The sequence below is a fragment of the Colwellia sp. MB3u-4 genome, from assembly GCF_014077065.1.
Taxonomy (GTDB): Bacteria; Pseudomonadota; Gammaproteobacteria; order Enterobacterales; family Alteromonadaceae; genus Cognaticolwellia.
Genome location: NZ_JACGVE010000068.1, coordinates 41214 through 65187, shown reverse-complemented (window position 1 = coordinate 65187; position 23974 = coordinate 41214). Strand labels below are relative to the sequence as shown.

Here is a 23974-nt window from a genome sequence, read left to right as displayed (position 1 = left end):
AGCCTAAATTAAATCATTTCAATTTGTTGGGCATGTAATACTAAAAGCGGATTTCCGTTTCTAGATTCATGACGGTTTATAAAACCAGTCACTCTAACATTACAGCCTTCAATTAAATCACGAGTTAAGTGTTGTGACACTTTACCTGTTGCAACAACTTGTATTCGAACAAACGCTTGTCTGTTCATGCCCGCTTCATTTTGTATGGACTTGTGGTCCATTGAAAACTGACAATGTTGAATACCCGCTGGGCTGGTTGACGTTTTAGGTACTTTTAGCACCTGTCCGGTCAACACCAAGCAATTCTCTTGGCTATTATTCATAGGTAGAGAATTGGTCACAGGTTACTTATTCTTCGCTCGCAGCTTCTTCTGCTGGTGCTTCAGCAACTGGTGCTTCAACATCTGATGCTTCAGTAGCTGGTGCTTCAGTAACCTCTTTCTTCACTTCGCGACGCTCATCACGACGGTCTTCTTTAGCAACAGCCATAGCTGAAGCTTCAGTAACCGCGTCTTTAGTGCGCATAATCATGTTACGAATAACTACATCGTTGTAACGGAAAGAAGTTTCTAGTTCATCAATAGCTGCTTGAGGCGCTTCAATGTTAATTAAAACATAGTGTGCTTTGTGCAATTTATTGATTGGGTAAGCTAATTGGCGACGGCCCCAGTCTTCAAGACGGTGGATTTTGCCTTCAGCATTAGTGACGATGTCACTGTAACGCTGAATCATAGCTGGTACTTGTTCACTCTGATCAGGGTGAACCATAAATACGATTTCGTAATGACGCATTACGAGCTCCTTACGGTTGTAGCCTCATTGTCTGGCTCAGCCAACACCAGTTGAGGCAAGGAACAAAAGTTCAGGCTGAATTAAGGAGGCGTATTGTAGGGAAAATGAGCAAAAAAGGCAAGAAGATGCTGTATATTGTTTTTTTATTTAATTTTAAACTTAAAATTCATTAACTTAAATGGTTTTAGGTCCACAGACAACTAGCCTAACAGCGCTAAATTTGGCCGCTTCAAAGGTTGTTTTTACTTATGGTGAGCCAATAGGTGAAGGATTTTCAGACTTAACGAGACAAGCAATAATGCGAAGGAAAGACTAACAAGCATGAACTAACCCGCATAAAAAAGTATTTATGCGGGTTAGGATCAGCTTAAAAAAAAGTACTTCAAGCTAAATTCATTGAGACGAAAAAATTCAGCTTGAGGTTAATACTCAATGCGTTAAACCGTTAAACGTTGTCGTACAATTTCAAATAAACAAATACCGGTTGCTACTGAAACGTTTAAGCTAGAGACGCTACCCGCCATAGGTAGCTTAACCAATTGATCGCAATTCTCGCGAGTTAAACGGCGCATACCTTTACCTTCTGCTCCCATCACTAAGGCCATGGGCCCAGCAAGTTTGACATCATAAAGACAAGTCTCGGTTTCACCGGCTGTGCCAATAATCCAGACACCCATTTGTTGTAAGGCTTTCATGGTTCTTGATAAATTAGTCACTTGCACTAAAGGCACAGCTTCTGCGGCACCAACGGCGACTTTTCGGACGATTGCACTCAAGCGAGCGGCATTATCTTTCGGCACAATAATCGCTTGCACACCAGCAGCATCAGCATTTCGTAAACATGCGCCTAAGTTATGCGGGTCAGTCACGCCATCTAAGATCAATAAAAATGGTGCTTGATCTTTACCTGCTGCTTCAGCAAGAATGTCATCTAAATCGGCTTCAGTGAAGACTTTTCCTGGTTTAACTCGTGCCACAACACCTTGGTGCTGATCACCTTCACTTTTATCATCCAGTACTTTACGGCTCGCCATTTGTGCAGGTATACCGTATTGTTGCGCTAAGTTAATAATCGGCATTAACCGGTCGTCTTCACGACCTTTAAGTAGCCATAACTCAATAAATCGTTCAGGTGCATTTTCAATCAAAGCTTTTACCGCATGGATGCCAAATACTAATTCTTCTTGCTTTGCCATAAACTTATTTCTTTCTCTATTAATTAATTACTTTAAAAGCTTGTCTGCATTGCATTTGCTAACACAGCCACCTGCTAAGACCTATACCCAAGCCACTTGAATATGCAGATTTCAGCAAGTGCTTTGGGTATACATGACTAATCGGTTGTTTTACGAGCATTTTTACCAGGACGTTTTTTTCTGGCCTTGCGCTTTTTGGCTTTAGTCGTGGTTTTGTCACTCGCTTTATCATCAGGTTTAGCTGACTTTTTATTTGGCTTAGCTTGTTCACTTTCTGCCTTGGCCTTGCCAGCAGTGCCTTTGCCACGTTTATGCTTATCGCTGCTTTTACCTTTTGCTGCCGGTTTAGCACGTTTAGTGACGGCGTTTTCACCCGCTAAGGCTAAATCGATTTTTTTCTCATCAAGATTAACCGCGGCAACTTGTACTTCTACCGTATCGCCGATGTGATATTTAGCGCCGGTATTTTCACCGGTTAAGCACATACGTACATCATCAAAATGATAATAGTCATGACCTAGCGAGGTAATATGTACTAAGCCTTCGATATGTAGGTCGGCTAAACGAACAAATAAACCAAAGTTAGTTACCGTTGAGATCACACCAGTAAAAGTATCGCCGACATGATCTTGCATATATTCACATTTTAGCCAATCAGAAACATCACGCGTGGCGTCATCAGCACGGCGTTCAGTCATTGAGCAATGTTCACCCAGTTCTATGACTGCTTCGGGTGTATAACTATGTGCGCCAGCATTGGCTTCATGTTGTGCTTGCTCATCTAAAATGGCTTTAATCACACGATGCACAACTAAATCTGGGTAACGACGTATCGGCGAAGTAAAATGGCTATACGAGGGTAATGCTAAACCGAAGTGACCTATATTTTCACTTTGATAAACGGCTTGGCGCATTGAGCGCAAAAGCATGGTTTGAATAAGCTCTTGATCTGGTCGGTTAGCTATTTTCTCTAAAATATTGCAATAATCCATAGGTTCAGGTTGTGCTTTGGTTTCTCCCATCGAAGATAAATCAAGCCCTAGCTCGTTTACGTAGCTGATAAAGTTATTATATTTATCTTCGCTAGGCTTATCATGAACACGGAATAAACCGGGTTTTTTATGTTTTTCAATAAACTCTGCGGTCGCAACATTGGCTAAAATCATGCACTCTTCAATGATTTTATGCGCGTCATTACGCACCATAGCCACAATAGACTCTATTTTTCTCTCGCTGTTAAAGAGAAACTGTGATTCTGTGGTTTCAAAGGCAATAGCGCCGCGCTTAGTACGAGCGGCCGCTAGCACGTGATACATGGTATTGAGGTTTTCTAAATCAGGAATCAAGGCCTGGTATTGTGTGCGTAATTCCGCGCGATAGTCTTCATCTTTTTGTTCTGGGTTTACCCCTAGAATGGTCGCCACTTTACTATAAGTGAAACGCGCTTTAGAGTTCATCACAGCAGGATAAAATTTAGATCCTGCGAGATCTCCCGCTGCGCTGATGGTCATTTCACAAACCATACAAAGGCGATCAACATCCGGATTTAATGAACACAGTCCATTAGAGAGTTTTTCCGGCAACATAGGAATAACTTGGCTAGGAAAATACACCGAATTACCACGAGAAATGGCTTCTTCATCTAATGCGGTTTTATTACGCACATAATAGCTAACATCGGCTATAGCAACCCATAAGGTCCAGCCACCATCAGCATTGGGGTGGCAATAAACCGCATCGTCAAAATCTCGGGCGTCTTCGCCATCGATGGTCACTAGGGGTAAATCACGGAGATCAACTCTTGGCGCTTTGGCTGACTCTTCAACTTCATCGGCAATACCGCTAACTTCGGCAATCACTTCAGCAGAAAACTGGTTGGGCAAGTCGTGTGCACGCAAGGCAATTTCAATTTCCATGCCTGGTGCCATATGTTCACCGAGCACTTCAATCACTTCACCAACGGCGTTCGAGCGCTTGGTAGGTCTTTGAATAATGTTAACCACCACGACTTCGCCATGACGAGCGCCTAACTTTTTATCGGGTTGGATCAGAATTTCTTGTGGAATACGCGCATCATCTGGGATCACGCAGGCGATATGATGATCAACAAAGAATCGACCAACAACACCGGCAGTGCGAGGTTTAATAACATCGAGTATTTTAACTTCTTTACGACCTTTACGATCGCTGCGATCAAGTAATATCGCTTCAGCAATATCACCATGGATCACCCGTTTCATTTCATAAGAAGAAATATAAAAATCTTTGTCACCATTGTCGGGAGAGAAAAAGCCAAAACCATCACGATGACCAATAACTTTGCCGGTCAACACATCACTACGTTTTGCTATGGCATATTGCTTAAATTTATTAAACACAATTTGACCACTGTTTTCCATAGCACGTAATCGATGCTTCACTCCCACTACCATGTCGTCATCAGTATATTGCAATTGACTCACAAGGGCTTTAAACGTCGGTGGGATGTTTGATTTTTCGATCAGAGACAATAGCAGCTCACGGCTCGCTACTGGCTTGTCATATTTGTCAGCTTCTCGCTGTTGGTGCGGGTCGTTTTTGGTCACATTTATTCAATAATGGTTTTTTGTTTAGTATATCGTAGATTAACTATATACCCAAGCCACTTCAATATGCAGGCTTGTGCGGCGTATTGAGCTGCTTAACACCTAGCGAGATAAAAGTTGAAACATTCGCAAAAGTACGGTTTATCGACTTGAGCCTTTAATACTTGCCATTTTTGGCGGCATTGACCACACGTTCAGGCATTTTTTCCGTTAGCTTTGCTAAGTGCTGAGCGATAACTTTATGCGTTTTTTTGTCGTCAGTCACTGATTGGTGTAATTGCGTATATAGCTGAGGGAAATCCAACGGGCTACCATGACCGGCTAAATAAATATTGGCTAATCTAAGCTGTGCTTTTATGTTATTCAATGCTGATGATTCTTTAAGAAAAGTAATAGCTTGATGAATATCTACTTGTACGAATTTACCCAGATGATAATAGCGACCCATTTGCTCTAACGCTTCAGGTAATCCCTGATCGGCTGCCGCTTGCATATAATGTAAGCCCAAAGGTACATCTTTTTTTATGCAAACACCGTAGGCAAGCATATCCCCCCAAAGGAACTGATAGCCTGGCATTTGCGCCTTTACCGCTCGCGCTTCAATATCTTGCACCAATTGACAGTCATCAATAACTACTTGGCTTAAATGCTTGTTTTCTTTTATTAAATCAAGCAAGACGTTATCACTATAAATTTGCACCGCCCTCAATTCAGCAGCAGAGGCACTCATAACATGAGTTATGGTCAATAAGATCGCGATAAGTAGTTTTTGCATAATGCCTCTTTGCACAATTTGTAATTCAAGGTGTGATTCAGGGTGTAACTCAAGTTAGATCATGCTTTAAGTTAGGTCATGCTTTATATCGGCCGTTAGCAGAAATAACTTAGTAAACCGCTCATAGTATTTTTTCACACTTGAGGTAAGTTACTTTTAAGCAGGCAACTAACTTATCTTATTTAGCTGGTTTAACTTCAAGTAAGTAACATATCAATAAATATCAACATAAATACCTATAAGTGGCTTTTGTCCGCTAATGGCTAAAGAGATTAGCGCTAAAGGCTTTGATGTTGATCGCAATCAGATAAGCGAATTTTGATCACTGGACGAATGATAAAATTTAACAAAAGGCAAACCGCAGTTGCGCTCAATTGAACTTTGCATTCAATCGAACATACCAAACTGCAATTTGCCTGTGCTATAACAAAAACTGCCCTCATTTACACAAGGGCTAACTTAGCCCAATTGCAATGCTTTACTTTCTAAAGTCCACCATAGCTTGTGCAACAAAGTAGGCATACATAGTATAAATGGCAGTATTGACCTTGAGTGCTTCAGGTTCAACTTTGTCCAAAGTATCATTTTCAGTATGGTGATAATCAAAGTAATTTGAGCCGTCTGGTGCAAAGTCAATGCTTGGCATACCTGCGTCACTTAACGCGCTCATATCCGACTGACCTTTGGCATTATTCTCTGGTGCAAGCGCTACACCCATTGGGGCCAAGTATTGCGCTAATTCACGTATTGCATTGAGCGATTGTGCACCAACACCCGGGGTCATTTTGTATATACGCCCTATGCCAAAATCCCACTCAGCACCAATAACATGCGCCGCCATATCATCTTTATGATCTTTAACATATTGCTTCGCGCCTAATAAACCGACTTCTTCAGCGGCGAATAAAATCACCCGAATGCTGCGTTTTGGTCGTTCAGGCAATTGCCCAATGTGATGCGCTGCCGCCATGACCATACCGATACCTAAGCCATCGTCTAATGCACCTGTGCCTACATCCCAACTGTCTAGATGAGCACCTAAAGCGACAATTTCTTCTGGAAACTCACTACCGGTAAACTCGCCAATAACATTGGCCGACGTTGCAACAACTTCAGCTTTAGTTCTAGCCGTCATGTTCAAATACAGACTAACGGCTTCGCCACGCTTAAGTTGATTCACTAATAAATCAGCATCAGGGTTTGATAAAGCGGCCGCAGGAATTTGTTTAACTTTATCTTTATAACGCATTACCCCAGTATGAGCGGTACGGTTATTGTCTGTTCCTACTGAGCGCATCACCAGAGCAGAAGCGCCTTTTTGTGCAGCGACAACGGCGCCATTAACGCGCGTACCAACAGCAGGACCATAGCCGTTACCGTCGATATGACGCTCCATTTGATAGGAAACAAAGGCTATTTTGCCATTTAAGCTATTATCTGGTGCCGCTTTTAAATCAGCAAAAGTTTCAAAATGCGCTACCTCAGCGGTCAAACCTGCTTTAGCCGTACCTATGCTGCCACCAAGCGCTAAAACCACTACGTCATGCGGATACGGTGCAACAATGCGTGCTTCTGCCTCACCACGTAACCAGTAGCTGCCGGTAACTTCTTCGGTCCATACTTTATCAAAGCCTAAGGCTTTCATTTTATTAACCGCCCATACTATCGATTTCTTATCCCCTGTTGAGCCCATCATGCGATGACCTACTTCGGTAGTTAATGACTCGATTAATTGGTAGGATAAATCTGATTGCAATGCCGTTGTTTTTAACTGCTTTAATTGCGCTTGTTGCTCAGTATTTAGTTGTTGTGCACTAGTAGCAAAACTACCCACACTCATTAAAACGGCGAGACAAGTGCCGGCAATCAATTTTGTTTTTGGGAACATGTTTTTCCTTAACTGAATTATTTTTTATTGATGGTATCGTTATCACTAATCAACCTAGTATAAGTATCTATAAAAGGTAATTAACTTGCAATCACTTCGCCTGATTTGGGTCATATCACCAAGAATAAACCCGAGGTAAGTGTAAAGATAAACTGCCTTTAAAACGCAAAACAAAGAGCCTGTTGCTTTATAACGACAAGTTAGTGATGTGGCATTAGATTTTTAATTCTCGCTAAGCCAAGATCAAAAAAGCCGACAATCGTCGGCTTTTATTTACAATCGGTGGTGATTAAATCGAGAAAGAAGAACCACAACCACAAGTTGTACTCGCATTTGGGTTGTTTACCAAGAAACGACTGCCTTCCAAGCCTTCAGTATAATCAACTTCGCCGTCAACTAAATACTGTAAACTCATGGGGTCAATCACCATGGTAACGCCTTTTTTGACTATGGTCATATCGCCGTCATTGACTTTTTCGTCAAAGGTAAAACCATACTGAAATCCTGAGCAGCCGCCGCCTGTAACGTAGACACGCAATTTCAAGTCTGGGTTTTCTTCTTCCGTGATCAACGATAATACTTTGGTCGCTGCAGCATCGGAAAATTTAATAGGTAATTCAGTATTTGACATATAACTCAACTTAAAACGGATGAACTGACGTAATTATCTTAAACTTGACTGTTTTAGTCAAGTATTATGGTGAAGTCTGCGTAATATTATCAATACTTTTCAGCCATGGATAACTATGATCGATACGATTATATTTTTGCCATCTGGTTTTTGGCAATATTGCTGCCACATTGATGGTTTCAGGGACAAAGTTTTCCGGTAAGGTTAACTCGCCACTTATAATTTGAAAGTATTGAAAGCTAAAAGATAGGTCGTCTTTGTTTAGTATCGTCAACTCAGACAAGGCAATACTCGTTGGCTTATTATTTAAACTCCCAATGATGGTTAGCTCAATAAAACCTTTCGCATAACGCTTACGTAATACTTGTTGCACCAACACCACTTGAAAACGGTAATGAGCAGGACTTTGGCTTTTTGTTAAGGTCACACCGTCAATGACTAGGCCATTTGCTTGTTTCTCAGGTGCCATGACTTTTTCATAAAAAGCGAGTTCTTTTTTAACTTGAAAGTGCGCTTGTTCAATCAATTTTAAGGTTTGTTGGCTGCGTGCATTCGCCATACGTTCAACTTCAAGCTCAACTTCTAACGTGTTGATGTCTTGAGTCTTCTCAGCTAATTGTTGATAGATAAAATCTAAGCGAGCTTTCTGCTGTGCTAAGGTCTGAGTCTGATAGCCATGATAAAAATTACCTAGGCGATAGCCGCAGAAGAATACAATGGCCAAGATGACCAGCAGTAAAATCGCTGAACTAAAGCTTCCAAGGCGCATCACCACAGTGCGAAAATTTATTTTTGCTAACCAATTCATTTGAAAGTATTATGATATCCAGAGTGTCTGTAAATATGTCCAATAAAAATAACTCAATATGAAGACAATAACTCAACTAAAAAAACGTCTCGCCGTGCCACAAACGTCATGGCAACTCTGTTTACTAGCCGCTATTGGGGGGTTTGCATCGGCGTTGTTAGTTGTGCTATTTATTTTTACCATTGAAGGCATTCAGTTATTTTTTCTGCCCGAAAAAGACGACTATAACAGCATCAGCGCTTTAAGTCGTTTTCAATTACCTATTATGGGTGCTGTCGTTATTCTCTTATTTGCCTGGCTAACCGGTTACAAGTATATCCGCAGCGGCATTCCCTTTGTATTACATCGCTTAAAAGTTGCCAATGGTGTCATGCCATTTCGTAACACGGTTAATCAATTTATTGGTAGTGCCACCGCACTTGCTGCCGGTTTTTCAGTCGGCAGAGAAGGTCCGGCTGTGCATTTAGGCGCCGCCTGTAGCAGTTATATTGCCAACAAGTTAAATTTACCTTATAACGCCATTCGTAGCTTAAGTGCTTGCGGTATTGCGGCTGGTATTGCCGCTTGTTTTAATACCCCAATAGCCGCGGTTTTGTTTGTGATGGAAGTTATCTTACGAGAGTATAAAGTTCATATTTTTATACCGGTAATGATTGCGGCTCTGGTTGGGTCGATGACCACCAGTCATATTTTTGGTGTCAACCATGAATTTGGCCATTTTACCGCCATTACTTTAAACATCGACCATTATCTTGTTTTGGCTGTACTCGGCATGGTGCTAGGTGTTTTCGCCTTTATTTTTAATCGCAATCTGATATTAGTGATCAAACACAGTGCTCGTTTTCATCTTGTGCCAAGAATACTGACTGCGGCATTAATTACTGGCAGCTTGGGTTATGCATTGCCTTATGCGATGGGGACCGATTTAAGTGCAATTAATTTTTCTTTGCAAAATAGTCTTGAATTGCAACTACTCCTGGGTTTATTAGTCGCAAAAGTACTGATGACCATTTTTGCGCTTGGCTTAGGCATTCCCGGCGGTGTTATTGGCCCTATTCTTGGTATCGGCGCTATCGCAGGTACCTGTGGCTCTGTGGTCGCAAGCTACTTTATCGGCGGTAACATTTCTGCCAGTGACTTTGCATTAATGGGCATGGCCGGCTTTATGGCTGCGACACTTAATGCCCCGTTAGCTGCATTGCTCTGTGTGGTGGAATTGTCTAATCAGATAGAGATTATTGTACCCGCCATGATTGTTATCACTAGTGCTTGTGTGTTTTCTGGACAATTTTTTGGTAATCGTTCAATTTTCATTCTCCAGTTAGAGATTCAGGGCTTACCCTACCGACAACCCCCTATTGAGAAGTTCTTACAGCGCATTGGAGTCATTGGGGTGATGGATGAGCGCATCACGCTGTTGCGACAAGTCGATGATAAGACTATTGCCACTGCATTATCAAAGCAAAAACCACAGGATAATGTTATCCACCAGATAAAACGGCCTGATGAAACAACACAATTTATTTTTTATCAGCAAAGTATGACGGACATAGACGCTAAGCCGACGCTAACAAAACACACACTGATCCCACTTTCTAGCCAATCGACACTGACTGAAGCCTATTTACTGCTCATGAAGAAAAGGACGGGTGGTGTTTATATATATCAGGATAATCCAGATGAAATTATGGGTATAATAACCTTTGATTATATTAGCGCTTATTTATTAAAAGGAAAAACCAACTGATGGTTACCATTCTCTGGCTTAAAGCATTCCATGTTTTTTTTATGGTTGCGTGGTTTGCCGGTATCTTTTATTTACCGCGCATTTTTGTTAATCATGCCGAATCAGCTGAACCTCTTGTACATCAACACCTCAAAGGCATGGAGCGACGATTACTTTATTTTGTTACCCCCTTTGCCCTATTGACGGTTTTATTAGGGATTGCCATTATTTATCAATATGGCTATCCCTGGTTTGTGGCGGCAAAATGGTTACATGTAAAAATATCCTTGGTGCTGCTATTGCTCATTTATCATGGTTACTGCTTTAAATTAGTCAAAATATTTGCCGCTGATAAAAACACTCGTTCTGGCAAGTTTTATCGCATTTTCAACGAAGTGCCTGTAATTATCCTACTGATTGTCATACTGCTAGTTTACCTAAAACCTTTTTAAGTTTGGCATATTAAGCTGTTGGATATAACCTGATATATCCAACGCGAATTAAAGCTCAAAGGCTATACTCATCAGTGCTGAAAGGTGCAATTATACTGCCCTGTACAACACGTACAGGGTGTTAGGTAAGTCTTACTCTAGCCTATTAAATTGACGGTGAAAAGTAAGACTTATCCGCTATAGCAAGTCGTAATATCTAAGCATAATATCAAGCCATACTTCCAAACCACAATACCAAACCGTAGACTTAAATACTGAACAAGCAAACAAGCATCTTATGCTGTCTATCAGTGGCGCTTAGTCACCTTACTACAGCCCTTGAATTGCCCAGGCTGTAATCTTGTTTAACCCTCTCAACCTTTCAGTCAAACTCCAGATATTTTCTTAATTCAAATCTTGATAATACATTCTCAGCATTGAACTTTTATGCTATATTTCGCAACAATTTTTCGTTGTTAGCTTAACAGCAACGGTCCACTGTATAATGAAATTATCAAATCAGCTGGCACAGTGCCTTGCTCAAGATTTCGATAATGTAGGTATTATCTATGATGAAATTTGAAGGAAGCCATATCTTATCTGTATCGCAGTTCGATAGAGAGAGTATTTCCCGTATTTTAGAGATTTCAACCTTAATGGCGCCCTACGCCATGCGAAAAAAGCGTTGTCATGTGCTTGAAGGCGCAATATTAAGTAATTTATTTTTTGAGCCCAGCACTCGCACACGTGTTAGCTTTGGTACCGCCTTTAATTTACTGGGTGGCTTTGTCAGAGAAACAGTTGGACAAGAGAACTCTTCGCTTTCAAAAGGCGAGTCATTATTTGACACCGCCCGTGTTATTAGTGGTTATTCAGACGTGATTGCCATGCGCCACCCCACCATGCACTCGGTTGCTGACTTTGCTAAAGGCAGCAGTGTGCCTGTGATTAATGGTGGCGACGGCGCTAACGAACACCCGACACAGGCGCTACTAGATTTATTTACCATACAGTCAGAAATGGCGCGTTATGACATGGGGCTAGACGGCTTAAACATTGTCTTAATGGGCGATCTTAAACATGGTAGAACCGTGCATTCTCTGTCGAAATTAATTAGCTTATATAACAATATCAAAATCACTATGATTGCCCCTAAGGCTCTGCAAATGCCAGATAGCATAGTGGCTACCTTAACCAATGCCGGACACCAAGTGGTGATTACTGACAAGATTGAAGGCAATTTGGCCTGCGATGTTATTTACCAAACCCGTATTCAACAAGAGCGTTTTGCCAGTAAAGATGAAGCCGACTTATACCGTGGCCACTTTAGTTTGAATCGAAAAATTTATCAGCAATATTGTCACGAACATACGGTGATCATGCACCCATTACCGCGCGATTCTCGCGCTGAAGCGAATGAACTCGATATCGATTTAAATGACCTAGATAATTTAGCAATATTTCGCCAAGCGCAAAACGGTGTACTGGTACGTATGGCATTATTTGCCCTAAGTTTAGGGGTTGAAAACCAACTTAGCCATTATGAAAAGCCGGTAATTTGGCACACCAATAAATACTAATTTTAACCTCAATAGTTAGGTTACCTTAACAGCGAGTAGCATATTATGACAAAAAATTCTCAGCAATTATTTAATGCCGCCCAAGACATTATTCCTGGTGGCGTAAATTCACCGGTTCGTGCCTTTAATGGCGTAGGTGGTACACCACTGTTTATCAAAAAAGCTCAAGGAGCTTATATTTTTGACGTTGATGGTAAACAGTATGTCGATTATGTTGGTTCATGGGGACCGATGATTTTAGGTCACAATCACCCAGCAATTCTGGCCGCCGTGATTGAAACTGCCCAGAACGGGCTTAGCTTTGGCGCTCCAACAGAACTCGAAATAACCATGGCTGAAAAAGTGCGTGAAATGGTTCCTTCAATGGAAAAATTACGTATGACCAGTTCAGGCACTGAAGCAACCATGAGCTCTATACGATTAGCCCGTGGCTTTACGGGTCGTGACAAAATATTAAAATTTGAAGGTTGTTATCACGGCCATGCCGATTCTTTATTGGTCAAGGCTGGCTCAGGCATGTTAACCATGGGCGTGCCAAGCTCTCCCGGTATTCCTGAAGATGTTGCTAAACACACGTTAACCGTTAGCTTTAATAACCTTGATGAAGTAAAACAAATTTTCGCTGAAATGGGTGATGAAATCGCTTGTATCATTGTTGAACCTGTTGCTGGCAATATGAACTGTGTACCACCGATCGAAGGTTTCTTGGAAGGACTACGCGCGATTTGTGATCAATATAAAAGCCTGTTAATTTTTGATGAAGTCATGACCGGCTTTCGCATTGCTTTAGGTGGAGCCCAAGCTCACTACAACATAGTGCCTGATTTAACTACTTTAGGTAAAGTTATCGGTGGTGGCATGCCGGTAGGAGCTTTTGGTGGTAAAAAAGAAATCATGGATTACATTGCCCCTATTGGACCTGTTTATCAAGCGGGTACATTATCAGGCAACCCTATTGCTATGGCAGCCGGTTTGGCGACGTTAAATGAGCTATCTAAAGGTAATAAGCACGAACAACTCAGTGCTACGACAGAAAAGCTAGCAATGGGCTTAAAAGCGGCTGCAGAGCGCAATGGTATATCATTAGCGGTTAATTATGTTGGCGGTATGTTTGGTTTCTTTTTTACTGAGGAAGAAACTGTGACTTGCTTTGCTCAGGCAACCGCATGTGATGGTGAAAAGTTTAAACGCTTCTTTCATTTGATGTTGGATGAAGGCGTTTATCTTGCCCCTTCTTCATTTGAAGCCGCCTTTGTATCAACGGCACACGGTGAAGCAGAAGTTGAATTTACCTTAGCCGCGGCTGAACGTTGTTTCGCTCAACTGTAAACTTTACATTATCAAGCAGACAATAAAAAAGGTAAGCATAACGCTTACCTTTTTTAATGGTTAACAAAATTATAATATACTTAATTTTGCTTAATTTTTTACTACCGACAGGCTGGGCTTTTTCACTTTTGATGCTTGAGTGCTTTGCTGCTTAGCTGACGTTTTAGTCGTTGTCTTGCTATCTACTGCTTTGACTGAAGACATTTTCACCGGTGAAGGTAAAGGTTCCTCAGTAATAGTGCCTGGCTCAGGGTGCTCAATCGCTAGCGATGTGCCAGCACCATTTTCTTTGGCATAAATAGCCACAACAGCACCATAAGGTATGCTCATGTTTTCAAGCTTGCCGCCAAAACGTGCGCTAAGCTCGATAATTTCTTCACCCATGGCAATACTACCGACAGCTGACGGCGAAACATTTAACACGATTTGACCGTCATTAACATAAGACATAGGCACCATAACACCATAAACATTCACATCAACAACAATGTAAGGTGTTAAGCCGTTATCAAAAATCCAGTCATAAAAAGCCTTAACAACATAAGGCTTATTTGAACTCATTTCACTTGTCATAGCTTACGACTTTATACTGGAGCGCCAAAGCGTAGTTCACGCTCAGACTCTGTTAATGCCGCTTGAAATGATTCACGTTCAAACACTCTTAACATGTAAGTTTTTAATTCTTTTGAGCCTTCACCATCCAGCTCAATACCCATAACAGGTAAACGCCACAATAGCGGCGCTAAATAACAATCAACCAAACTGAATTCTTCACTCATAAAATAAGGTGCTTCATTCAAAATAGGCGCAACACTTAACAAGCTTTCTTTCAATTCTTGACGTGCTTTTGCAGCTGCATCGGCTGGTCCACTGTAGATTATTTTAGCTAGGCTGTACCAGTCTTGTTCGATACGATGCATCATTAAACGGCTACGACCACGAGATACCGGGTAAACTGGCATAAGTGGTGGATGTGGAAAACGTTCATCCAAGTATTCGATAATAATTGACGCTTCATAAAGCGCTAATTCGCGATCAATTAACGTAGGCACTGTTCCATACGGATTTAAATCCAATAAATCTTCAGGTAAATCGGCTAAGTCAACCAAGTTAATGTCAACTCCGACACCTTTCTCTGCCAACACGATGCGGGTTTGATGACTATACATATCATCTGCATGCGAATATAAAGTCATAACAGAGCGTTTGTTTGCGGCGATGGCCATAATGCCTCCAAAAAATTCTTATTTAAAAAACTAACAAAGGGGGCCAAAGCCCCCAGTAATATCTAAAGTTTACACGGTTTCACAAAACATTTGTAATTAGTGTACATCTCTCCAGTATTCTTTCTTCAGTAAATAGGCAAAGAACAACAAGATAAAGAGGAAACCAATAACCCAATAACCTAGGCTTTCACGCTCAAGTTTATTTGGCTCACCGGTGTATTCCAAGAAGTTGGTTATATCACGAACAAAAGTATCATATTCTTCTGTTGTCATTGAACCGCCAGTAGCCTCAGAAAGATTACCGTGCTCATCTATTGTTTTAACACCTTGAAGGTTTTGTAATACATGTGGCATACCCACATCTTTAAAAACTTTATTGTTCACACCAAACGGACGACTTTCATCAACATAAAAAGATCGCAAGTAAGTGTAAATCCAATCAGGGCTTCTAAAGCGTGCTTCAAGTGTTAAATCTGGTGGCGCGCCACCAAACCACTTAGCCGCATCTTTAGCTGGCATAGTATTGGTTATATGATCACCCACTTTTTCACCGGTGTACATATAATTTGCTAGGCCATCTTCATCAGAAATACCCAGGTCAGCAAAAGTGCGATTATAACGCTGATACTGCAACTGGTGACAAGCTAAACAATTATCAATAAAAGCTTCAAAACCACGTTTTAACGAGGCTTTATCACGTAAGTCATTATTAGCCTCATCTAATTGTATGCTGGGCCCAGCTGCCAAAGCGAGCATAGGAAGCACAGCTAAAATTGCTATAATAAATTTTTTCATTTTCCTGTCACCCTATCTGGAACTGGCTTCGTTTTTTCGTTTTTACTGTAAATCCAGATAGCCACGAAAAAGCCAAAGTAACCGAAACTTGCCACAACACCAATCATGTTATTCAGTGGCGATGCAGGTAAAGTACCTAAAACACCTAAAATAATAAAACAAATAGCGAATTGAACAAGGTTTACCGTATGAGCGGTACAACGGTAACGTATCGATTTAACCACACCACGGTCACACCAAGGCAACATGAACAAGGCGATAATCGCACCAAACATACCCACAGCGCCTAGAAGCTTATCAGGAATAATACGTAAAATGGTGTAGAAGGGACCAAAGTACCATACAGGTGCTATATGCTCTGGTGTTTTCAGGCCATTAGCCGGCTCAAAGTTTGGCGCTTCTATAAAGTAGCCACCACCTTCTGGCGCAAAGAACATAACCCCACAAAATATAATTAAGAAGATCACAATAGCGACCAAATCTTTTACTGTGTAGTAGGGATGAAAAGGTATAGCGTCAACAATGTCGTACTTCTTAGTGTACTGCTCATGAAAGGCAAATTTACTTAACTCTTCGGGAGCCACGCTGCCTTTAGGCTTTTTAATATTAGTGCCGTCTGGGTTGTTTGAACCCACTTCATGTAGCGCTAAAATATGCAGGAAAACTAACACGACCAGCACTAATGGCAAGGCAATAACATGTAAGGCAAAGAAACGATTTAATGTCGCTCCTGAGATAACATAATCACCACGTATCCACAGCGTTAAGTCATCACCAATGATCGGAATAGCACCAAAAATGGAGATAATGACTTGCGCTCCCCAATATGACATATTACCCCAAGGTAATAAGTAGCCCATAAAGGCTTCAGCCATTAATACCAAGAAAATCAACATACCGAACAGCCACAATAATTCACGAGGTTTTTGGTAAGAGCCATACATCATGCCACGGAACATATGCATGTAAATAACAACAAAAAATGCTGATGCACCCGTTGAGTGCATATAACGTAATAACCAACCGTAGTCGACGTCACGCATAATATACTCTACAGAAGCAAAGGCACCTTCACCTGATGGTTCGTAGTTCATTGTTAACCAAACACCCGTTAACAATTGGTTGACTAAAACAACACTCGCTAAAATACCAAACACATACCAAAAGTTGAAATTTTTTGGTGCTGGGTATTGTGTAACATGCTTGTTTATTGCTTCCATTAAAGGTAGACGCTGTTCGATCCAATCCATTAATTTAAAAGACATTATGCTTCTCCTCCAGACACACCAATGAGTAAGGTATCTTCATTTGGGAAAGAGTGTTCAGGCACCATCAAGTTAGTCGGTGCTGGGACATTTTGGAAAACACGACCGGCCATATCAAATTTAGAGCCATGACAAGGACAGTAAAAACCGTCTTTAACACCAGCAACTTCCTGATCAAAGTCACCTTTGCGGTAAGTTGGTGCACAACCTAAATGCGTACATACACCCAGTGCCACCAATAAATCAGGTTTAATCGAGCGATGTGCATTCATCGCATAAGCAGGTTGTTGTGGCACTTCTGATTGTGGATCTTTTAATTGGTCATCATGTGTACTTAAACCAGAAAGAATTTCTTCTGATCTACGTACCACATACACTGGTTTACCGCGCCATTCAGCACGAATTAATTGACCAGGCTCTATTTTGCTTACATTGACTTCTACTGGCGCACCTGCGGCTTTCGCACGAGCACTAGGGTTCCAAGAACCAATGAAAGGCACAGCCACACCGACAACACCAATACCACCGACTACCGAAGTAGCTGCAGTCAAAAAGCGTCGACGACCGTTGTTAACAGGCGCATTGCTCATTCAAACTCTCCAATTATTATCTAGCTAATACAACAACACATGACTAAGAGGATTACCTAGTAATTGTGTAGATTGTTGATCTACTAAATCAACGATAAAAAAATTGCTCTGATAATAAAGAAAACCCTCGTTTTTTACAAGGCAATTAACCTTTTTCAAGACAGGTTTATGCAAATAAAAGTCAATTATTATAACCACACACTAAGTGAATAAAAACCATTCGTATTTAGGGTTTTTTAACTTGCAAGTTGCCATAAAATGGCGGTCAGTTTTAAGTGTTTAACTGGCTATTAAAAAGAAAAAGCACCACGCTGTTGGTTAAAAGTTTACTTGTAGGCTGGGGATGTTTGCCATCTTGGCGACATGAACACTGAGCTAAAAGTGACCTTGCACCTGAAAGCTCATTTGTTGATTAAAGTACACAGATACATTATGCCCATGGAGTAAAATTCAATCCGGATAATGGCGATAAATAGTCACATTCTCATGGCTATGGTTATAGTTATAGCTCCAGACTAAGCATAAGTACCTACATCCCTGCAGGTAATGCGCTTAATGGAGGCTTACATGGCAGTAAACCGTTAAAACAACACATGAGCATATTCTTGAGTAATAGCTCGCGTATATGCTCGTTCACAACGTATTAGCTTATTATGTTGCGCATTGGCATAGTGAACAGTTGATTTATCGTTTGGGTACAGAACACTTTGCTACAGAATAAGTAATATATAACACCCAGAAAATTTTGCCATCGCCGCACTTTCACATCGACGTGCATGAATTCACGAGTGCCATAGAGCCATGCTCTTATAGGGATATAAGACTAATCTCATTAATTTATTGTTCATTTCACTAAGTTAAAATAAGCGGCTAGTTAATCCATTTAGTATCAGTCATTAGAGTAATGCAGTAACAATTACCGAGATGGTTAAGAACGACACTATAATCGTGAGATAGCCGCTATTTTTGACATAAAAAAACCGGCAGAAGCCGGTTTTTGAAATAACATAACGTAAATATTAACGTTTTGAAAATTGTGGCTTTTTACGAGCCTTGTGTAGACCAACTTTCTTACGTTCAACTTTACGAGCATCACGAGTAACGAAACCAGCATTACGTAGAGCACCACGTAAAGTTTCATCGAACTCCATTAATGCACGAGTAATACCGTGACGAATTGCGCCAGCTTGACCAGAAATACCACCACCTGTAACAGTGATGTTAAAATCAAACTTTTCTAACATTTCAACTAAGTCTAATGGTTGACGAACAACCATACGAGCCGTTTCACGGCCAAAGTATACAGAAATGTCACGTTTGTTAATTGTGATTGCACCGTTACCAGCTTTCATGAACACACGAGCAGTTGAGCTCTTGCGACGACCAGTACCGTAATATTGATTATCAGCCATGACTTACAGCTCCAAAAGTTGTGGTTGTTGTGCAGTATGTTTATGTTCAGTACCCGCGTAAACTTTAAGCTTACGGAACATTTCACGACCTAAAGGACCTTTAGGTAACATACCCTTAACTGCGAATTCAATAACGCGCTCTGGAGCTTTTGCGATTAGCTTTTCAAAGCTAATTTGCTTAAGACCACCAACAAATTCTGTATGCGAGTAGTAAATTTTACCCTTCGCTTTATTACCAGTTACTTTTACTTTCTCAGCATTGATAACAACGATGTAATCGCCAGTATCTACATGAGGAGTAAATTCTGCTTTATGCTTACCGCGCAAACGGCTTGCAATTTCAGTAGCGATACGGCCTAAAGTTTTATTTTCGGCGTCCACTAAGAACCATTCGCGTTGTACGCTCTCTGGTTTAGCTACAAAAGTTTTCATTAAAAAACCCAATTATATAAATGTTACTTAAATAATAACCTAAGAAAACCTCAAGTTATCCGTTAAAGACTACGCCATTGCCCCTTCGAGCATCGAGTCCGTTGCCGGTCCTCTGGAAAAAGAACAGGCTTTGTAACGTAGGGAAGCCGGATTATACAGAACAATACGCAAAAGATCACGCCTAATCATTGATCTTTCTTTATAAGCCAAACGAAATTAACAAAAAGTGCTACTCGTGCTGATTAAACGCTTCATTCAACTGTGATTTACTCATTTTCAATCTACTTAACTGCAATTTTACATAACTAATAGTATGAGCTTCAATGCGCTGATATAGCTCAGGATAAAGCGCTCTAATTTGCCTTAATGCTGATATTGTTGCTAACTTGTAGGCATACGTTGCCGATAAACTGGCGGCCTCGGCATAACTTGCTCGCCAAAGCTCGTCAGGTAATTTTTTACCTTTTACTTCACTATACGCCTGAGTTATTTCTTTCATCAGTAAATGGTTATATTGATAGCTATCGCTAAGAGCAGAAAATGCACTGATTGCCTTTTCATTTTGTTGCATCATGGCATAAATTTCTGCATCTATGATGTGAGCGAATGCTTGTTGGCGTTTAATAAAGGCCGCAACAAAATGCTGATTAACCACACGCATTGAAAATAAATCAGCTTGCCATGCTTTAAACTCGGTTTGATCAGTTAGTTGCCAAGGTACTATAGGCAAATCATCAGACGGATACTGTTGTGAAATGGTCTTCGCATGCGCACATAAATCTGCACTGATTTCAGGGTGATATTGCTGAATTATTCTCAGTCGTTCTGTATAAGCATAGGCGTATACTCTGCTAAAAATTTGGTAATACAACTTATTACTATCTTGCAATATCAGTTTAGCGTTTTCATCAATTAGCTGATGATTTATTATCGCTTGATCAATAATGACTTGATTCACTAAGGTAAATCCGGCATTAATCGCGTGCTTTACCGCTTGAGTATTTTCCTCGCACGCGCTATTAAATAACTGAGCACGCCATATCAAATGCTCACTCTGCCACATAGTCAAAATAGCTTTTGGCAGATATGCTTCTGTTATTTTGACTGATTTCCTAAAAGGATTATCAGTGACCCCAGCAAATACATTTAACGACACTAGCGCCATGAATATGACGCTAAAGCTAACCACCCGCTTGTTAATCATTTTTTATAAACTCCTTTTCAATATAAAAACAACTTATGATGTTTTACTCATAAAAACATTAATTATGGTAAATGCTCACTCGCTAAATAACTGTGTGACTGCATTTCTTGCAGCCGACTTAAACACCGCTTGAATTCAAAGCTTAAACGACCGTTAACATATAAACACTCTAAGGCGACTTCTGCCGAGATGATTAATTTAACATTGCGCTCATAAAATTCATCGACTAAGGCAATAAACCGCCGTGTACTGTCATCATTATCAACGCCCATTTGCGTAACGTTAGCCAGTAATACCGTATGATATAAACGGCTTAGCTCCATATAGTCGCTCTGACTACGCGCAGACTCACACAAGGTTGAAAACTCAAAGTGCACCACGCCATCTGATTCCTGAACCGTGGGTAATGGGCGATTATTAATTTCAATAACCTTGTCTTTTTGACCCGCTTCAAGTGACAAGCTTTGAAAGTAATGCCTTAAATTGTCATCAGCTTGTTGATCCAAGGGAAAATGAAATATTTCTGCTTGCTCCAAAGTACGAAGACGATAATCGACACCGCTATCAACATTGATAATATCGCAACATTGATTAATTAATTTTATTGCCGGCATAAAACGTTCACGTTGTAAGCCATTACGATATAAGTCATCTGGAATAATATTTGATGTCGCTACAAGCGTGACATTGTGGGCAAATAATTCTTCAAATAAAGTCCCTAAAATCATCGCATCGGTAATGTCTGAAACAAAAAACTCATCAAAGCAGATAATGCAGGTTTCATCGGCAAAACGTTTAGCAATAATTTTTAGTGGGTCAGATTGCCCTTGAAGCAATTTTAACTCTTCATGCACACGATGCATAAAACGGTGGAAATGCACGCGCATTTTATTAGAAAAGGGTAAACCATCATAAAAAGTATCAACCAGATAGGTTTTACCACGCCCAACACCCCCCCAAAAATAAATGCCCTTTATCTGCTTAATTTCGGGTTTTTTTACCACGCGCTTCCAGCGATTGAGCACCTTTTTAAAGCCCGTTACCGGTAAAGGTTGAGTCATTAAATCGTCGTACAAACGTTGTAAATTTTTAACTGCATTTTCTTGTGCCGCGTCAAAGAGAAAATCATCGCGGGTTAAATCTTGTGTGTATTTTCCAATTGGAGATAATTTGATCATTTAACTGCCATTTAATTAATACTGACTTTATTTTTTATAACGTTTAAGCCAACTAAGCTTGAAATATTTTTTTTTACAAATATATTCATTAGGTAAGTAGCGTGAAGCACGTTATATTAAATTTATTGAAGCTTATTTTCTCTAATTTTTTCCATGAATACAATGAAGGTAAAGAAATATGAATGTTGTTTTAGGGCTCGGACTATTTATCGTTGGCGCAATTGTCGGTTTTTTTGCTAACAGAACGCTTTTTTCATCGGCACAAGAAACACAAAAACTTGCGACTAAAGCCAGTCAAAGTGAAGCAGAATTAGCACGATATAAACTTGACGTAGCAGACCATCTTGCAAACTCCGCCAATTTACTTGAGCAAATGAACAGTACCTGCCAAGTTGCTATGACTCAAATGGCGCAAAGCACCCAACTGTTGCAACAAGTAACCCCTGATCATATTGAAAGTATGCCCTTTTTCTCTAAAGAAACCCAAGAGCAATTAGCGGAAACGGTAAATTTACGACACGACAAAAATCTACGCAAAAATGACGAAACAACATCAGAGCCTCCGTTAGATTATTCCGGCGCACCCAGTGGCTTGTTTAATGATAAGAAATATAGTGCTACAAATGCTGAAAAAAATAATTAGGAACTAATCTTTTTATTGCAGGTCTTTAATTGAGTGACCCAACAGGTTTGTTTAACTGATTTATGTAACTAAACAATCCTGTTGCTTATACATACTTTAATTAGGAGTTTTCTGTTACATGAAGAATTTATCAGTTTTAATCAATATTGTCTTACTTGCCTCAACGATTGCCATGGCAAGTTTACCCGCACAAGCCAAATTACCTCAATCGTTCAATGGGCAAAATATGCCTAGCCTTGCACCTATGTTAGAACAAGTAACACCGGGAGTTGTGCTCATTTCAGTTCGTGGTACCCATGAAGTTGAACAGCGTGTGCCAGAAGCTTTCAAATTTTTCTTTGGTAACCCCCGCCAAGGTCAAGGCCAAAGCCAACAAAAAGAACGACAGTTTCGGGGTTTGGGCTCAGGTGTCATTCTTGACGCTGACAAAGGTTACATTGTCACTAACAGCCATGTGATTAACGATGCTGACGAAATTCAAATTACGCTAAAAGATGGTCGCCAACTTGACGCTAAAAAAATTGGTGGTGATGAAGCCAGCGATATCGCTTTATTACAGATAGTAGCGGATGACCTTGTCGCAGTAAAAATCGCAGACTCTGACAACATACGTGTGGGTGATTTTGCGGTTGCTATAGGTAGCCCATTTGGCTTAGGACAAACGGTTACCTCTGGTATCGTCAGCGCCCTAGGTCGTAGTGGCCTAAATGTTGAAAACTACGAAGATTTCATTCAAACCGATGCCGCGATTAATAGTGGTAATTCAGGGGGTGCCTTGATCAACTTACGTGGTGAGCTGATTGGTATCAACACCGCCATTTTAGGTCCTAACGGTGGCAATGTTGGTATTGGTTTTGCTATTCCAAGTAACATGGTACAAAACTTGGTTAATCAAATTATTGAGTTTGGCGAAGTACGACGCGGCGTTTTAGGTGTTGCCGGTCGCAGTGTAACCAGTGAAATTGCTAAAGCAATGGAACTTGATATTAATCAAGGCGGTTTTGTCGAACAAGTCATGCCAGATTCAGCCGCTGATGAAGCCGGTATTCGTGCCGGTGATGTTATTATTAAAGTTAACGGTAAAATGATTAAAACCTTTAACGCACTCAGAGGTAAAATTGGTTCAATTGGCGCTGGGCAAACAGTAAAAATTACCGTGATCAGAAAAGACGGTAAAGAAAAAACCTATGACGTTACTTTGAAAAAAGCTGACATGGCTAATATTGAAGCCGCGAGTTTACATCCCATGCTTGATGGTGCTGAGCTAGAAAATAACAGTCAAGGTAATGGTATCAGTGTTGCTGAAGTTGCTGAAAACAGCCCTGCTGCTGCCGTGGGTTTACGCAAAGGTGATGTTATTAATGGTATTAATCGCCAACCCATTAATAACATTGGTGAACTACGTGGTTACTTAAGTGATCATAAGGGCGTTTTTGCACTGAATGTTCAGCGTAACAATACGTCATTGTTCTTGATGATCCGCTAATA

General features: G+C 40.6%; 23 protein-coding genes. 6 read left to right on the top strand and 17 right to left on the bottom strand.

The features are described 5' to 3' along the window. Positions 1–8 precede the first annotated feature (8 nt). The 8 genes from priB to H4J61_RS03990 form a co-directional block, all read right to left on the bottom strand. A complete protein-coding gene (gene priB, locus H4J61_RS04025; protein ID WP_404842473.1) occupies positions 9–341 on the bottom strand; it encodes a primosomal replication protein N in 333 nt (110 codons plus the stop codon). Positions 342–348: 7 nt separating this feature from the next. Beyond that, positions 349–792, bottom strand: a complete 444-nt coding sequence (gene rpsF / locus H4J61_RS04020; protein WP_182136657.1) for a 30S ribosomal protein S6 — start codon at positions 790–792, stop codon at positions 349–351. 437 nt (positions 793–1229) lie between these two features. Beyond that, positions 1230–1988, bottom strand: coding sequence for a 23S rRNA (guanosine(2251)-2'-O)-methyltransferase RlmB (gene rlmB, locus H4J61_RS04015; protein WP_182136658.1), 759 nt, complete (start codon positions 1986–1988; stop codon positions 1230–1232). Between the two features lie 137 nt (positions 1989–2125). Then, positions 2126–4573, bottom strand: a complete 2448-nt coding sequence (gene rnr, locus H4J61_RS04010) for a ribonuclease R (protein WP_182183867.1) — start codon at positions 4571–4573, stop codon at positions 2126–2128. Positions 4574–4730: 157 nt separating this feature from the next. Beyond that, positions 4731–5348, bottom strand: coding sequence for a tetratricopeptide repeat protein (locus H4J61_RS04005; RefSeq protein ID WP_182183864.1), 618 nt, complete (start codon positions 5346–5348; stop codon positions 4731–4733). Between the two features lie 478 nt (positions 5349–5826). Beyond that, positions 5827–7236, bottom strand: a complete 1410-nt coding sequence (locus H4J61_RS04000; RefSeq protein WP_182183861.1) for a M20/M25/M40 family metallo-hydrolase — start codon at positions 7234–7236, stop codon at positions 5827–5829. 289 nt (positions 7237–7525) lie between these two features. Continuing rightward, complete coding sequence (gene erpA, locus H4J61_RS03995) at positions 7526–7867, bottom strand: iron-sulfur cluster insertion protein ErpA (RefSeq protein WP_146879306.1); 342 nt, start codon at positions 7865–7867, stop codon at positions 7526–7528. A gap of 64 nt (positions 7868–7931) precedes the next feature. Continuing rightward, the gene (locus H4J61_RS03990) at positions 7932–8675 is read right to left on the bottom strand and encodes a DUF6776 family protein (protein ID WP_182183859.1); all 744 of its coding nucleotides are present in this window, start codon (positions 8673–8675) and stop codon (positions 7932–7934) included. Positions 8676–8733: 58 nt separating this feature from the next. Between H4J61_RS03990 and H4J61_RS03985 the strand changes: the two genes are divergently transcribed. The 4 genes from H4J61_RS03985 (at position 8734) to hemL (ending at position 13741) form a co-directional block, all read left to right on the top strand. Then, positions 8734–10422, top strand: coding sequence for a chloride channel protein (locus tag H4J61_RS03985; RefSeq protein WP_182183857.1), 1689 nt, complete (start codon positions 8734–8736; stop codon positions 10420–10422). Next, positions 10422–10853, top strand: a complete 432-nt coding sequence (locus H4J61_RS03980; RefSeq protein ID WP_182183855.1) for a CopD family protein — start codon at positions 10422–10424, stop codon at positions 10851–10853. The genes H4J61_RS03985 and H4J61_RS03980 overlap by 1 nt, the downstream gene beginning before the upstream one ends. 548 nt (positions 10854–11401) lie before the next feature. Then, positions 11402–12412 (top strand): aspartate carbamoyltransferase, encoded by a 1011-nt coding sequence (locus tag H4J61_RS03975; RefSeq protein WP_220460999.1) that lies wholly within the window; start codon positions 11402–11404, stop codon positions 12410–12412. 45 nt (positions 12413–12457) lie between these two features. Then, entirely contained in the window at positions 12458–13741 is a 1284-nt protein-coding gene (gene hemL / locus H4J61_RS03970) for a glutamate-1-semialdehyde 2,1-aminomutase (RefSeq protein WP_182183853.1), read from the top strand. A gap of 90 nt (positions 13742–13831) precedes the next feature. Here hemL and H4J61_RS03965 read toward each other — a convergent pair whose 3' ends face one another. The 9 genes from H4J61_RS03965 to zapE all read right to left on the bottom strand — a co-directional run bounded on the left by H4J61_RS03965 (position 13832) and on the right by zapE (position 21843). Further along, positions 13832–14314, bottom strand: coding sequence for a ClpXP protease specificity-enhancing factor (locus tag H4J61_RS03965; RefSeq protein ID WP_259363083.1), 483 nt, complete (start codon positions 14312–14314; stop codon positions 13832–13834). A gap of 11 nt (positions 14315–14325) precedes the next feature. Further along, the gene (gene sspA, locus H4J61_RS03960; RefSeq protein ID WP_182136666.1) at positions 14326–14967 is read right to left on the bottom strand and encodes a stringent starvation protein SspA; all 642 of its coding nucleotides are present in this window, start codon (positions 14965–14967) and stop codon (positions 14326–14328) included. A 96-nt stretch (positions 14968–15063) separates the two neighbouring features. Next, a complete protein-coding gene (locus H4J61_RS03955) occupies positions 15064–15762 on the bottom strand; it encodes a cytochrome c1 (RefSeq protein WP_182136667.1) in 699 nt (232 codons plus the stop codon). Continuing rightward, a complete protein-coding gene (locus H4J61_RS03950; RefSeq protein WP_182136668.1) occupies positions 15759–17027 on the bottom strand; it encodes a cytochrome bc complex cytochrome b subunit in 1269 nt (422 codons plus the stop codon). Before H4J61_RS03950 ends, H4J61_RS03955 begins: the two co-directional genes overlap by 4 nt. Further along, entirely contained in the window at positions 17027–17617 is a 591-nt protein-coding gene (gene petA, locus H4J61_RS03945) for a ubiquinol-cytochrome c reductase iron-sulfur subunit (RefSeq protein ID WP_182136669.1), read from the bottom strand. Before petA ends, H4J61_RS03950 begins: the two co-directional genes overlap by 1 nt. Before the next feature lie 1019 nt (positions 17618–18636). Further along, positions 18637–19029 (bottom strand): 30S ribosomal protein S9, encoded by a 393-nt coding sequence (rpsI, locus tag H4J61_RS03940; RefSeq protein ID WP_182136670.1) that lies wholly within the window; start codon positions 19027–19029, stop codon positions 18637–18639. Between the two features lie 3 nt (positions 19030–19032). Beyond that, positions 19033–19461 carry a 50S ribosomal protein L13 gene (gene rplM / locus H4J61_RS03935; protein WP_182136671.1) on the bottom strand — a complete coding sequence of 143 codons (429 nt, stop codon included), beginning with the start codon at positions 19459–19461 and terminating at the stop codon, positions 19033–19035. A gap of 229 nt (positions 19462–19690) precedes the next feature. After that, on the bottom strand, positions 19691–20665 hold the full coding sequence (locus H4J61_RS03930) for a hypothetical protein (RefSeq protein WP_182183851.1): 975 nt from the start codon (positions 20663–20665) through the stop codon (positions 19691–19693). 62 nt (positions 20666–20727) lie between these two features. After that, positions 20728–21843 (bottom strand): cell division protein ZapE, encoded by a 1116-nt coding sequence (gene zapE, locus H4J61_RS03925; RefSeq protein ID WP_182183849.1) that lies wholly within the window; start codon positions 21841–21843, stop codon positions 20728–20730. 178 nt (positions 21844–22021) lie between these two features. Between zapE and H4J61_RS03920 the strand changes: the two genes are divergently transcribed. Both H4J61_RS03920 and H4J61_RS03915 read left to right on the top strand, forming a co-directional pair. Next, on the top strand, positions 22022–22486 hold the full coding sequence (locus tag H4J61_RS03920; protein ID WP_182183847.1) for a YhcB family protein: 465 nt from the start codon (positions 22022–22024) through the stop codon (positions 22484–22486). A gap of 118 nt (positions 22487–22604) precedes the next feature. Further along, positions 22605–23972, top strand: coding sequence for a Do family serine endopeptidase (locus H4J61_RS03915; protein ID WP_182183845.1), 1368 nt, complete (start codon positions 22605–22607; stop codon positions 23970–23972). Positions 23973–23974: the final 2 nt, after the last annotated feature.